Origin of the sequence: Empedobacter sp. UBA3475, assembly GCF_002378465.1 — a bacterium.
GTDB classification, from domain to species: Bacteria; Bacteroidota; Bacteroidia; order Flavobacteriales; family Weeksellaceae; genus Empedobacter; species Empedobacter falsenii_B.
The window spans coordinates 26379-40140 of record NZ_DFRA01000042.1 but is presented as its reverse complement, the minus strand read 5'-3'; the positions used below and the strand labels follow the sequence as shown (position 1 = coordinate 40140).

General features: G+C 31.1%; 11 protein-coding genes. 5 read left to right on the top strand and 6 right to left on the bottom strand.

All coding sequences use genetic code 11. The features are described from left to right. Window positions 1–80: 80 nt before the first annotated feature. The 3 genes from B3I31_RS09815 to B3I31_RS09805 form a co-directional block, all read right to left on the bottom strand. Window positions 81–923: an OmpA/MotB family protein gene (locus B3I31_RS09815; RefSeq protein ID WP_181816279.1), complete on the bottom strand. Its 843-nt coding sequence runs from the start codon at window positions 921–923 to the stop codon at window positions 81–83. A 149-nt stretch (window positions 924–1072) separates the two neighbouring features. Next, a complete protein-coding gene (gene lysM, locus B3I31_RS09810; RefSeq protein ID WP_291074898.1) occupies window positions 1073–1528 on the bottom strand; it encodes a peptidoglycan-binding protein LysM in 456 nt (151 codons plus the stop codon). Between the two features lie 63 nt (window positions 1529–1591). Beyond that, complete coding sequence (locus tag B3I31_RS09805; protein ID WP_291087962.1) at window positions 1592–2428, bottom strand: hypothetical protein; 837 nt, start codon at window positions 2426–2428, stop codon at window positions 1592–1594. 125 nt (window positions 2429–2553) lie between these two features. Between B3I31_RS09805 and B3I31_RS09800 the strand changes: the two genes are divergently transcribed. Further along, window positions 2554–3594: an asparaginase gene (locus tag B3I31_RS09800; protein WP_180905964.1), complete on the top strand. Its 1041-nt coding sequence runs from the start codon at window positions 2554–2556 to the stop codon at window positions 3592–3594. Window positions 3595–3656: 62 nt separating this feature from the next. On the opposite strand, the gene mdtD is transcribed toward B3I31_RS09800, so the two are convergent. After that, a complete protein-coding gene (mdtD, locus tag B3I31_RS09795) occupies window positions 3657–5060 on the bottom strand; it encodes a multidrug transporter subunit MdtD (protein ID WP_219034956.1) in 1404 nt (467 codons plus the stop codon). Window positions 5061–5133: 73 nt separating this feature from the next. Here mdtD and B3I31_RS09790 point away from each other — a divergent pair, with 73 nt between their 5' ends. From B3I31_RS09790 to B3I31_RS09780, 3 genes are read left to right on the top strand one after another with little or no spacing between them, the layout of a single operon-like run. Then, complete coding sequence (locus B3I31_RS09790; protein WP_291058570.1) at window positions 5134–5790, top strand: TatD family hydrolase; 657 nt, start codon at window positions 5134–5136, stop codon at window positions 5788–5790. Between the two features lie 15 nt (window positions 5791–5805). After that, entirely contained in the window at window positions 5806–6528 is a 723-nt protein-coding gene (locus tag B3I31_RS09785) for a tRNA threonylcarbamoyladenosine dehydratase (RefSeq protein ID WP_038336843.1), read from the top strand. Window positions 6529–6588: 60 nt separating this feature from the next. Beyond that, window positions 6589–7296, top strand: coding sequence for a hypothetical protein (locus B3I31_RS09780; RefSeq protein ID WP_125350289.1), 708 nt, complete (start codon window positions 6589–6591; stop codon window positions 7294–7296). Window positions 7297–7353: 57 nt separating this feature from the next. On the opposite strand, the gene B3I31_RS09775 is transcribed toward B3I31_RS09780, so the two are convergent. Further along, window positions 7354–9153, bottom strand: a complete 1800-nt coding sequence (locus B3I31_RS09775) for an ATP-dependent nuclease (RefSeq protein ID WP_221854621.1) — start codon at window positions 9151–9153, stop codon at window positions 7354–7356. Window positions 9154–9302: 149 nt separating this feature from the next. Between B3I31_RS09775 and B3I31_RS09770 the strand changes: the two genes are divergently transcribed. After that, window positions 9303–10337 carry a DUF3667 domain-containing protein gene (locus tag B3I31_RS09770; RefSeq protein ID WP_221854620.1) on the top strand — a complete coding sequence of 345 codons (1035 nt, stop codon included), beginning with the start codon at window positions 9303–9305 and terminating at the stop codon, window positions 10335–10337. 190 nt (window positions 10338–10527) lie between these two features. Here B3I31_RS09770 and carB read toward each other — a convergent pair whose 3' ends face one another. Then, on the bottom strand, window positions 10528–13758 hold the full coding sequence (gene carB / locus B3I31_RS09765) for a carbamoyl-phosphate synthase (glutamine-hydrolyzing) large subunit (protein ID WP_291087959.1): 3231 nt from the start codon (window positions 13756–13758) through the stop codon (window positions 10528–10530). Window positions 13759–13762 lie beyond the last annotated feature (4 nt).

Genomic DNA, 13762 nt, shown 5'->3' with positions numbered 1-13762 from the left:
CACAAAATTTTGGACAGTGTCCAAAAAAAGAGCCACTATAAAGTGGCTCTTTCTATATTAATTTGATTTTTTTATCAAAATTAGTTTTTTGGAGCTTGCCCAATTAAATCCATAAATTGATCTAACTTAGGTAAGATAATAATTTGTGTACGACGGTTTTTAGATTTTCCTTCCGCAGTAGCATTTGTAGTTAATGGGTTATATTCTCCACGTCCACCAGCTGTTAAACGTTTACCATCAACACCGTATTGGTTTTGTAATGCTTGTACAACAGAAGATGCACGTAAAGCAGATAAATCCCAGTTGTTACGGATGTTTGGTTTAGAAATTGGCACATTATCTGTGTTACCTTCAATCAATACATCGTAATCTTTATAATCGTTGATGATTTTCGCAATTTTACTTAAAGTTTCTCCTGCAGCAGGTGAAATTTCGTAGCTACCAGATTTGTACAACATGTTATCAGCTAACGAGATGTAAACAACACCTTTTAATACTTTAACATCAACATCTTTTGCTTCATTGCTAGATAAAGAACGCGTTAAGTTGTTTGTTAAAACCATATTCAAACTATCCGATTTGCTTTTCGCATCGATCAAATGTTTGATGTATTTGTTAGACTGATTGATTTCGTTCACTAATTCAGAAACGTTTTTAGAACCACCATTAATACAATTTTTCAATTGTTCTTGTAATTGTTTAATTTGATTTCTTTCACTCTGAACTGTGTTTTCATACTGACCTTGGTTAGATTCAAAATTAGCTAATTTAGCTTTCGCTACAGCCAATTCTGTTTGACATCCTTGGTTCTCAGAATAAGCAGAATTGAATTTATTTTGTAATTCATCATACTTTTTCTGACTAACACAACTAAATAAAGTTGAAGCAGCGATAACCGCTACTGGCAAAATTGAAACTTTCATAATTATTTTTTTTATTTCAGTTATACGAATATATGTTATTATTTTTTATTGCGAGTATATATTCTGCAAAAACCATGCTGTAAAAATATAAAACTCCTACAATCATTTGGTTGTAGGAGTTTTAACCTTAATATTTTATTTCTATTGTATTAATCCTGAGGAATATATAAAACCTGACCTGGATAAATCTTATCTTCGTGTTTTAACATTGGTTTGTTTGCTTCGAAAATTTTTGGATACTGCATTGGATCTCCATAAACTTCTTTTGCAATTTTAGATAAAGAATCTCCACTTTTTACAGTATACATTGTCTTAGATAAATCTGGAATCTCAATTTTCAAAGGTGTTTTCAATGTTAATTGATCTTCTACTCCTTCCACTCCATCAATGTTACCTGCTGTTGCTAAAATTTTTTGTTTCTCGTTGATGTCCAACGCTTGTCCAGCTACTACAATTTTATTTCCATCAGTAGAAAAAGTTACTCCTGACAAATCAAATCCTTGTTTTGCAACTTGTTCTTGTACTTTAGCTGCTTTTTCTTCTGGTGTTTCTGCACCTCCGAAGACTTTTTCTCCGGCATTTTTGATAAACGAAAATAATCCCATAACGAGTTGATTTTAATAATATTTATTTGTTGATATTTAGTAAATATATAATTTCTCTAACAATTATCGTGCAATTGATGAATATTTCTTTTTTAAATTTTCCGTAATCGAGCGTTGTTGTTGAATTTGACTTGTTAATTGATTAATTTTTGCATCCAAACCTTTATCATTCTCTTCGGCAGTTTGTATTTTTCCGCTCAATGTTACTACTTGATCTTCTATCGATCGCAAAGAATTTTCTGTTTTTATCTTTTTCTTCATCAAACCATCAGTTACTTTATCATTCGATTCTCTTTCCAATTGATTCACCACCAAATCTAACTTATCGCCCAAAGCTTGCTTTTTACTTTCTAATTTCAATAAGGTATTATTATCTTTTAGATATGATTTGATCGAGTTTCCTTTTTTCAATTGTGCATCAGCGTTTTCTTTTGTCAATCGAATCATATTTTCGTTCGCTAACCTCAACTCATTTCGTACACAACCTTGCTTCGTTTTTGTTGCTAAATCTTGCAATTGAGCATAAATTTTATCAAACTCTGCCGAATTACTATTAAATGTCATTCCATTTTGATCCGTTAATGTATTAATCACGGTCGTTTTTCCATTTTCTTCATCAACCAAACTAATCACAGATTTATACACATCTTGCGAATTTTTGAACTTGATATTACTCGCTTCGTGTTTTTTCAAAAAAGCAGAAGAACCTTCTTTGTTCGTTACCCAATTTTCCCACGATTTCACAATCAAATTCTGAGCACAATTATCCGTAGAAAAAGCAAAAGATTTCAGTTCTTGTCCGTTCATTTCATACTCAACTTCAAACAATCCTTCATCAGATTGCGCATTAACATAAGCTGATGTTAACAAAGTTGTAATGGCTAAAAGTAATAGTTTCATCAAGTTGATAGTTTAAATTTCTGTTCACAATTATTTATCCAATTTACAAAATATCGGAGTTTAAGAAAAGATGTTGTACAGATTTTTTAGAATCATTAATTTTAACCAGAAATTAATCAAACCGCATGCAAACAAAAATTTTATTAATCTATACAGGAGGAACAATCGGAATGGCGAAAGATTATGGCGACCAATCCTTGAAACCTTTCAATTTTGATAATTTGTTAAAACAAATTCCAGAGTTAGGTCTTCTAGATTGTTCTTTCGATTATCATAGTTTCGATACGCCTATAGATTCGTCTGATATGAAACCTAAATATTGGATAGAAATTGCCGAAACCATTCAACAAAACTACGAAAACTATGATGGTTTTGTTGTTTTGCACGGAACAGATACAATGGCGTATACAGCTTCTGCAATGAGTTTTATGATTGATAACCTCGAGAAACCTGTCATTTTCACTGGTTCACAATTACCAATTGGAGATTTGCGCACAGATGCGAAAGAAAACTTAATTACTTCGATTCAATTGGCTTCGTTACGTAAAAATGACAAACCAATTATCAAGGAAGTTTGTGTGTATTTTGAATATAAATTGTTTCGTGCGAATAGAACAACTAAGATTAATGCAGAAAACTTTGATGCTTTCGAGTCGCCGAATTATCCAGTAATTGGAGTTTCCGGTGTTCATCTGGAAGTGAAAGAAGATTTATTGTTAAAAAATGTTGTTACGGATAAACTTTCGATCAACAAAAATCTAAATGCTGATGTTGGTGTCTTGAAGATTTTCCCTGGAATGAATCGTTCTTTTATCGAAAGTGTTTTAAACGCTCCGAACATGAAAGCTTTTATTATTGAGGCTTTCGGAACAGGAAATATTTTTACCGATAGTTGGTTTATTGAATTGCTGGAAGAAGTAACGAATAAAGGAGTTCATCTTATCATCAACACGCAATGTGCTGGCGGAATGGTAGAACTTGGACGTTATGCTACAAGTGATGCGTTACTAAATATGGGCGCAATTTCGAGTTATGATTTGACAATGGAAGCTGCAATTACCAAAGCCATTTATTTATTAGGTCAAAACCTTTCGAAAGAAGAATTCAAAACGCAATACGAAGCAAACTTGAAAGGTGAACTTCGCCATCATTTTTACAATGATTAAATCAAAATAATATAAAACGAAAAAAATCTCTACTTGGTAGAGATTTTTTTATGTTCTAAATTTTATTTCTTCCCCGACATTGAAGCGCCATCAGATTCTCTTAATTTGAAAAAGATGTAAGTTGATAAAATTGTCATCACGCCCATCGTCAAAAATGAATAACGAAAAGCTTGTACTTCCACTCCATTTACAAATCCTGCTTGTCTAAAAACACCTAAAATTAATGCAGCTACAGAAATTCCAAATGTTAGTGATAATTGTTGTGTAACCGATAATAAACTATTCCCTTCGCTGGATGTATTTTCGTCCAAATCTGCTAAAGACAAGGTATTCATCGCCGTAAATTGAATTGAACTAAAAAATCCATTCAAAACCATTAACGGAATGATATAATAAATTGGTGATTTCGATTCTAAAAAGAAAAACATACAAATGATTAATCCTAAAGTTATTGTATTGGAAATCAACATATTTCGATAACCAAATTTATTCACAATTGGCACAACAAACGATTTTGCAATAATGTTACTTGTTGCAGATGGAATCATAATTAATCCCGCTACAGTAGCCGAATATCCATAACCAACTTGCAATAAAAGCGGAATAAGAAAAGGTATTCCTCCAATTCCTAATCGTGTAATAAGATTTCCTATAATACCAATTCGCAAAGTTCTAATGTTAAACAAATTCAAATCGATTAAAGGATGTTGTTTATGTTTTGCATGATAAATATACAAACCAATCAAAAAGGCAGAAACTACAGTCAATGCCAATACAGTTTGCAGGCCAATCACACGAGAAGATGTCAATTCCATAATCAATGTTAAGACAGTAACTCCTCCACTAAAAAGAATCAAACCTCTGATATCAAATTTAAAAACTGGATGTTTAAAATCGGGGATCGCAAAAGTTGTCATCCAAAGTGCAATAATTCCGAATGGAATATTCACGATGAAAATCCAATGCCATGATAAAGTTTCAACCAAAATACCTCCAATTGTTGGTCCTAAAAGTGGTCCTATTAACCCTGGTATGGTGATAAAATTAATTACTTTTAATAATTCACTTTTTGGATAAGCATATAAAATTGCTAAACGTACAACAGGAACCATCATCGATCCTCCAATCGCTTGTATAACGCGTGAAATGACTAAAAAAGGTAAAGTTGTGGCAAATGCGCAAAGTGTGGATCCAAGTGTAAAAATCAGTATAGCAGATTGAAAAACTTTTTTCGTTCCGTATTTATCCGAAAGCCAACCACTCAAAGGAATTAACAAAGCGATTGTTAACGTATACGCAACAATAATCGACTGAATTTCTAAAGGCGATTTTCCTAATTCTTTTGCAATTGTAGGTAAAGATGTATTTAAAATTGTAGCGTCCAAAGCTTGCATAAAAATTGCCATCGCACCAAGCCATGGCAAAAACTTCAACATTTTTGGACTTAAAATATGATCTGAATTCATTCAAATTCCTATAGCAAATTCTATTCCTATTTTAACATTTCGAAAAATCATTGAAAAAGATTAAATTTGAACTATGTTTCTCAACGCGCATACACATCATTTATCCGATCAAACAGATGTTTTGGAACTGTATAATCAGTTTCCAAATGAGTTGAATAATGAAGCTAAATTATTTTCAATTGGGATTCATCCAGCTTACATCAAAACCTCATCAATAAAGGAAGAAATCGAAATTATTAATCAAACTATTTCGAATAAAAACTGTTTAGCAATCGGTGAAATTGGATTAGATAAATTGTGCGAAACAGATTTTGAATTACAAATCAACGTTTTTAAAAAACAGTTAGAAATTGCGATGCAATATCAACTTCCAGTCATTATACATTCGGTTCGTGCTTATCAAGAAATTTTACAGATTCGAAAACAAATGAAATTGACGATTCCGTTTATTTTTCATGGTTTCAATAAGAATGAACAGTTACTCAATCAAATTATTGCGCAAAATTGTTTTGCATCTTTTGGTAAAAATCTTCTATCAAACAAAAACTTACAAATTATATTTGCAAATCTTTCTGCGAATCAATTCTTTTTGGAGAATGATGCAAGCGAAATTTCTATTGAAGAAATTTATACTTTTGCAGCGGATTTGAGAAAAATTACAATCGAGGAATTACAACCTCAACAAGCGAAAAATTGGAAAGCAGTTTTCGGTTACGAAGTTCAATCATAATTAAAATACATTTCAATGGCAGTTTGGCAAGAAAGAGCTGAATTATTATTCAAAGAAGAAGGTTTAGAAATCCTAAAAAATTCGAACATTTTAGTTGTTGGTTTAGGTGGAGTTGGCTCTTTTGCCGCAGAATTTATCGCACGCGCAGGAGTTGGAAAAATGACAATTGTTGATGGTGATACTGTTGATATTACAAATATTAATCGACAATTACCCGCTTTACACTCAACTGTTGGAATGAACAAAGTAGACATCGTTGGCGATCGTTTAATGGACATTAATCCTGAATTAGAATTAACGCGTATCAACGAATTTTTGAGTCCAGAACGTACACACGAAATCGTCACACCAGATTTTGATTATGTGTTAGATTGCATCGATTCTGTTACACCAAAAATTAATTTGATTTTAGCTGCAAAACGCAAAAAAATTAAAGTAATCAGCAATATGGGCGCTGGAGGAAAATATTTGGCAAGCAAAGTACAAGTGCGTGATATTAGTAAAACAGATGTTTGTCCTTTGGCAAAAAATGTTAGAAAACGATTAAAAAAAGAAGGAATTAATAAAGGTGTAAAAGCTGTTTTTTCGACAGAAGTTCCTGATGAATCTTCGGTTAAATTAACGGATGGAAAAAATTATAAAAAATCGTTTTACGGAACTAATTCGTGGATGCCTGGTTTATTCGGGTTGCATGCGGCAGAAACGGTGATTCGACATTTATTAAAAAAAGATAAATAATTAAGTACTTTCTTAAAGATTTAATTAATTTAGTTGCGAATTAACAAAGAGACGAAAAAAATGAAAATCAATTACGATTATATCACATACGAGGATGTTTTGAGAGCACGTCAATTTATGTACGAGCAAGCGTTGGAACAGAATGCGACTAATTCGTTGTTGAACACTGCGAGAGATTTATTTGGAAACAGCAATTTCGAGATGTGTATCAAAATTTGTGAAGGTTTATTGGATGCGAAAGACCCAAAACAATTGTACGATGCTAAGAAATTAATTGCTTTATCATATTATAGTTTACAAGATTTTGAGAATGCGGATAATGCATTTTTCGATATCGCTCAAAACTCTGATAATTCAGACGATTGGTTTAATGTTGTCATTTCTGCAGCTTTAAATAAAAATATCGAACGTAGTAAAGAATCTTTTGGAATTGCATTAGAAAAATACACGAAATTTGGTCATCAACGTAATATGCCTTCAGTACAATTGATGTTGCATTATATGATTACGTTAGAAACTGTAAAAGAATACGTTTTGGCTTTGGAACAATGTAGAATGTTGGTACAAGTTTACGCTAAATTGAAAAAAACAGACGAAAAATTCTTAAGTTCTCGTGGTTTAGAACAAATCGAAAACTTTTTGGAAACTGCAAAACCAGTTTTGAAAAAAGCGAAAAAGAAAGAATTAACAGAAATCAAAAAAGAATTGGTTGAAGCCTTAGACGCAAACGGCGTAGAAAAAGTAGAAGCTTTTTTTGCTGAGTTTTAAGAAAATTATTTTTACGAGAAATATAAAATCCACTTCGAGAGAAGTGGATTTTTTGTTTTAATTATTTTCTTTGATAAAATTATAAATTTTCATTGTTAATTTTTGAGCTTCATCTGTAAGTTGATTAAAGTCTAAAAGAACATTCACTACACCTTGAGCAAATTGGACTTTTTCTTTTATTGTTCCACTCTCATTTTTATACATTTTATTTAGTCCTTCAATATGATTATCTATAAAAGTACCTATTGCAGTGTTAGGATTAAACTTTGCTTTATCCTTAAATTTTATACTTTCTTTATCTTTCGTTTTATCAATTAATTTTAAAGTTTCTAATAAAATTTCTTTAGTTAATAAATTTTCTATTTCTTTAGCTTGCAGACAATAATATTGATCTCCTAATTTTTGTTGAAGTTTAGTAAACCTTTCATATTTAGCGCCTGATTTAGCATTATCGCTATCTGTTAAAAGAAATAATTTACCACACAAACGCTCTACATTAATACCAGAAGTATCTAAAAAACTCCAATGTGTAATATTATTTCCTCCATATTCTACAAAAGAGTAATGAATATCTTCAAAATATTTTTTAGATTCTTTTGATAAACTTTCTTGATAAAGTTCTAAATACTTTCTGATATAAATTCTATCTGTTATTCCTTCTACCCAAATTGTACAATTCGTTAGAAAAACAGATGAATTTTTAACACCTAAATGTTCTAATAAAGTTATATCTGGATTATCAATATTATGTATAAAAAATTGTTCTTTTTCCTTAGTAAATTTGTAAACAGAAATTTCTTTATAATCTAATGTCATATCCAAAAAATGATTAGAATGAGTTGTAAAGAAATATTGAAACTCTTCAAAACCTTTCGTGTTCAATAAAGTTTCAATTAAAATACGTTGGAAACCTGGATGTAAATAAACATCAGGTTCTTCAATATAAATCTTAAGGTTTTTTCCTTTATTAAAAAATAAAGGATAAGTAAGAATAATAATTGCTTGTACGCCTTCCCCTAAATTATATATTGGTCTATCTTCTTCACCTTCGATATTAATGTAAACATCTTTTTCTTTTAATCTTGGAATAATGGTAATCTTCTTATTCTGGAAGAATGTTTGACTCAAAAATATTTCAAAATCTTTTACTAACTTTCTTTGCTCGTAATTTCCAAGTAATAATTCTTGAACATCATCATAAAAAGATAAACCTGTAAAAATAGATTTAATAGATTCATCTGTATTAAACTCAAGTTTCGCATCTTTAAAATAATCATTTTTTGTTCTTTCAAAATAAAAATCTTCTCTCGTAAATTCCTCATTTTGATAATTAATGCTTCTTAAACCACGAAGAATTGGAATATATATTGCTTTGTTTGAAAAATCTAATTTTAAAAGATTATTATTAAAATCAACTTTATTAAAATTATCCTTTAAAGATTTTAAATTATTATATATATCTTTATTAATTCCATGATAACTTGAATATTGTTTATTTAAATCAATTTTATTGTATTCATCGAACAAAATCACTAATTCTTCTTTATCATATTCATCTTTAATATAAAAATTATCTACATTAAGCCTATTATCAACTTCATATGGATAATTTATCTTCAGATTTTTTATATTAATTGATACTTCATCATAAATTTCGCTTAACTCAATTAATTTTAATTGAATTAGATTATATCTGATTTCTTCAATTGAGAACAAATCTCTCAAAAAACGACTTTTTCCAGAATTATTAGGTCCGATAAAAATGTTAATTTTAGAAAGATTATTCAAATTATTTTCCTCGCATTCTGTTTGATATTGTTTTGTTACATCAGTTTTAAGCTGTAAAGATTTAAACATAAAATTTCCTAATAGATTTCTACTAAAATACAATATTCTGTATACTTAATAAATTTCATTCTAAATTTTAAAATAATTTCAATTTTTTCAAACGTGTGTTTTTCAAAATAAATAATCTTTTTATAGCTTTATAACTATTTAATTAACACATGAGTCACGGAAAACTAAGAGAAGATCATAATTGCCAAAATTGTGGACATTACGTAGAAGAACATTATTGCAAACATTGCGGACAAGAAAATGTAGAAACACGTCAACCGTTTCACTTTTTATTTACTCACTTTATCGAAGATTTTGTTCATTACGATGGAAGTTTTTGGCAAACAATCAAAAAACTATTTTTGAAACCTGGAGTTTTAACCAAAGAATATTTGAGTGGTAAACGAAATAGTTCTGTTAATCCTGTTAAAATGTACATTTTTGTCAGTTTTGTAACGTTTTTCCTTATTTCTATATTTCCTTCTCATAAAACTGAATATAATGATAGTTCCAATGAACCTATATCAATAGAAAATACTGAAAAAATTCAAAAAGCACTTAATGCTACAATAGACACTTTACAGAACAAAGGATTGACAACTGTCGAGCAAAGTGCAAAAATAAAATCTGAAGTTGAAAAAAATAAAAATGCAAACTCTTTAGAAGATTTGAACGAGGAATCTATTGAAAACTTGCAATCTAAAGTAAAAAATAACGTTCCAATATTATCTCCCTTTATTGAAAAATACCAAGAGTTGAGAAAAAGAAAGGTTTCTGACGATCAATTAGGAGAAGCTATTGTTGAGAAATCTTTGCATGTCATTCCGAAAGTTTTGTTTGTATACATGCCTTTGTTTGCTTTCTTCTTATGGATTTTTTACAACAAAAAGAAATGGTGGTATTTTGATCACGGAATTTTTACACTGCATTATTTTACGGTAATTCTTTTATCAATTTTGGTAATTTTTCTTTTGAATAAACTTTCAAATTATATTGATAGTAATGCTGTATCAGCCATAATAGCTTTGATTAATACATTGATTGTTTTATATATTATTGTTTACTTTTTCCTTGCGTTGAAAAAACTCTATAACCAAGGATTTATCATTACAACAATTAAAGGTGCTATACTTTTAGGAATTAATACGTTTATTTTCTCAATAATTGTTATTGGAATTATTGTGTATTCATTTCTTCATGTTTAATCAAGATTATTAGGCAATCACGTATGATGTGTTCCTGAAACAAGTTCAGGATAACTTAAGTTGAACTCGTTTCAGCTTCGCATTAAATTTAGATTCCTTCTTTTGTCGGAATGACAAATTCAAAAAAATAACATAAAAAAAGCCTCGCAAATGCGAGGCTTTCTAACTTCTAATATCTAGATTCTAATTTCTATTTATTACGGTATTCATTCCAAGTTTTGATTTTTAAATCATCCATCGATAATTTTGTAAATGCATTAATGAAAGCCGAAGCTAAACGTGCATTTGTTACCAACGGAATATTGAAATCTACAGCTGTACGACGAATTTGATAATCGTTGTCTAATTCCGCTTTTGTTAAGTTTTTCGGAATGTTGATCACCATATCAATTTTCTTGTCATGTAAATAAGACATTACATTTGGCTCTTTTTTATCAGAAGGCCAGTAAACAAGCGTAGAATACACATCATTTTCTGTAAAAAATTTGTGCGTTCCTTCTGTTGCATAAATTTTGTAACCTTTTGCGATTAATTGTTTCGCAGGCTCTAATAAAGCAACTTTAGAAGCAATTGGTCCACCAGAAATTAAAACGGTTTTCTCAGGAATTTCATATCCAACAGATAACATTGATTTTAATAAAGCTTCTTCTGCTGTATCACCGATACACCCTACTTCTCCTGTCGAAGACATGTCAACTGATAAAACTGGGTCAGCTCCTGCTAAACGTGTAAATGAGAACTGAGAAGCTTTCACTCCTACATAATCTAAATCGTAAACGACTTCTGAATGTCCTTTTTCTACTTCTAATCCTAATAAAACTTTTGTTGCTTTTTCGATTAAATTATTTCCTGCAACTTTCGATACGAATGGAAACGAACGAGAAGCACGAATATTAGTTTCGATAACACGAACTGTATTATTTTTTGATAAAAACTGAATGTTCATTGGTCCAGAAATTTCGAAACGTTTTGCAATTTTCGCTGCAACTTTACGCATTTGACGAATTGTTTCGATGTACACTTTTTGTGGTGGATAATACATTGTTGCATCTCCTGAGTGAACTCCCGCAAATTCTACGTGTTCAGAAACTGCGTAATCTACAATTTCTCCATTTTGACAAACTGCATCCAACTCAATTTCTTTTGCTCCTTGTACGAATTCTGAAACTACAACTGGATAATCAGGAGAAACTTCTTTCGCTAATTTCAAGAAAGCATCTAGCTCATGTGTATTCGAAACTACGTTCATCGCAGCTCCAGATAAGACATAAGAAGGACGAATTAACACTGGGAAATTAACTTCTTCCACAAATTTGTGAATCGCTTCTAAAGAAGAAAGCTCTTTCCAACGTGGTTGATCGATTCCTAATTCATCTAATATTTCTGAGAATTTGTGACGATTTTCTGCATCATCAATTCTTAAAGGAGAAGTTCCTAAAATATTAATTGATTGATCGTACAATTTCATCGCTAAGTTATTCGGAATTTGACCTCCTGTCGAAATAATTGTTCCTTTAGGTTGTTCAAAATCTAAAATATCCATTACACGTTCAAAAGACAATTCTTCGAAGTATAAACGATCTGACTCATCATAATCTGTCGAAACCGTTTCTGGATTATAGTTGATGATAATTGTTTTGTAACCATTTTTTGATGCTGTATGCGCTGCATTTACAGAACACCAGTCAAACTCTACAGACGAACCAATACGATAAACTCCAGATCCTAAAATACAAACTGCTTTCTCAGTTTCTGGCTCCAAATCATTTTCAGTTCCGTGATAGGTTACATATAAATAATTTGTTTGTGCTGGGAATTCTGCTGCTAACGTATCAATTTGTTTTACAACAGGTTTAATTCCGAAGTTTTTACGTAATTCACGAACTGTTAATTCGTTTCTGTGTACGTTTTGATCTCCTTTTACTAAAACTGCAATTTGTTGATCCGAGAATCCTAATAATTTTGCACGTTTTACTAAATCTGCTTCAACTTGTTCAAATCTTTCTAATGCTTCAAATTCTTTTGATACATTAAAAATTCTTTCTAAACGTTGTAAAAACCATAAATCGATTTTTGTTAAATCGTGAATTTTTTCAATCGAATATCCCGCTTTGAAAGCTTCAGTAATCGCGTATAAACGCTCGTCATTTGGCTCAGCTAACCATGTATCCAACGATTCACCTTCTGGAATTTTGAATCCATTTGCTACGAAACCTCTATGTCCAATATCTAACATACGAACTCCTTTCTGAATTGCTTCTTCAAAAGAACGTCCAACTGCCATTACTTCTCCAACAGATTTCATTGCAGAACCAATGTTACGACGAACTCCGTAAAATTTATTTAAATCCCAACGAGGCAATTTCACTACACAGTAATCCAACGCTGGCTCGAACATCGCAGATGTCGTTTGCGTTACACTATTTTTTAACTCATCTAAAGAATAACCTAAAGCTAATTTAGCAGCCACGAAAGCTAAAGGATAACCTGTTGCTTTTGACGCCAAAGCTGACGAACGAGATAAGCGAGCGTTAACTTCGATTACACGATATTCTTCTGAAACAGTATCGAAAGCATATTGAATGTTACATTCTCCAACTACACCAAGATGGCGAATTGTGCGAATGGCAACTTCACGTAATTTATGATATTCTGAATTTGATAAAGTTTGAGAAGGTGCAATAACGATTGACTCTCCAGTATGAACTCCAATCGGATCGAAGTTCTCCATGTTACAAACTGTGATACAGTTATCGTAAGAATCACGAACTACTTCGTACTCAATTTCTTTCCATCCTTTTAATGACTCTTCCACTAAAACTTGAGAAGAATAATTGAATGCTTTTTCAACTAAATCTAATAATTCTTCTTCGTTATTTGCGAAACCAGAACCTAAACCTCCTAAAGCGTATGCTGCACGGATGATTAATGGGAAACCAATTCGTTTACCAGCTTCCATTGCATCGGCAACAGTTTCTACCGCTTCTGAACGAGCTGTTAATACACCAATTTGATTTAATTTTTCGATGAAAATATCACGGTCTTCCGTTGCTTCAATTACTGGAATTTGAGTTCCTAAAACCTCAACACCATATTTCTCGAAAATATTTTCTTTGTTCAACTCAACCGCACAGTTTAAGGCAGTTTGTCCACCAAAGGCAACCAAAACTCCGTCTGGTTTTTCTTTTTGAATTACTTTTTCTACAAAGTAAGGTGTTACAGGTAAGAAGTAAACTTCGTCTGCAATACCTTCAGAAGTTTGAACAGTTGCAATATTTGGATTGATTAAAACTGTTTTAATTCCTTCTTCTTTTAACGCTTTTAACGCTTGCGAACCAGAGTAATCAAACTCACCAGCTTGACCAATTTTTAATGCTCCTGATCCTAATACTAATACTTTTTTAATATCTTTTTTTAACATCGTG

Coding starts and splice junctions, on each gene's coding strand:
- carB (WP_291087959.1), bottom strand. CDS start 13,758: ATGTTAAAAAAAGATATTAAAAAAGTATTAGTATTAGGATCAGGAGCA.
- B3I31_RS09770 (WP_221854620.1), top strand. CDS start 9,303: ATGAGTCACGGAAAACTAAGAGAAGATCATAATTGCCAAAATTGTGGA.
- B3I31_RS09805 (WP_291087962.1), bottom strand. CDS start 2,428: ATGAAACTATTACTTTTAGCCATTACAACTTTGTTAACATCAGCTTAT.
- B3I31_RS09800 (WP_180905964.1), top strand. CDS start 2,554: ATGCAAACAAAAATTTTATTAATCTATACAGGAGGAACAATCGGAATG.
- B3I31_RS09785 (WP_038336843.1), top strand. CDS start 5,806: ATGGCAGTTTGGCAAGAAAGAGCTGAATTATTATTCAAAGAAGAAGGT.
- B3I31_RS09815 (WP_181816279.1), bottom strand. CDS start 923: ATGAAAGTTTCAATTTTGCCAGTAGCGGTTATCGCTGCTTCAACTTTA.
- B3I31_RS09780 (WP_125350289.1), top strand. CDS start 6,589: ATGAAAATCAATTACGATTATATCACATACGAGGATGTTTTGAGAGCA.
- mdtD (WP_219034956.1), bottom strand. CDS start 5,060: ATGAATTCAGATCATATTTTAAGTCCAAAAATGTTGAAGTTTTTGCCA.
- B3I31_RS09775 (WP_221854621.1), bottom strand. CDS start 9,153: ATGTTTAAATCTTTACAGCTTAAAACTGATGTAACAAAACAATATCAA.
- lysM (WP_291074898.1), bottom strand. CDS start 1,528: ATGGGATTATTTTCGTTTATCAAAAATGCCGGAGAAAAAGTCTTCGGA.
- B3I31_RS09790 (WP_291058570.1), top strand. CDS start 5,134: ATGTTTCTCAACGCGCATACACATCATTTATCCGATCAAACAGATGTT.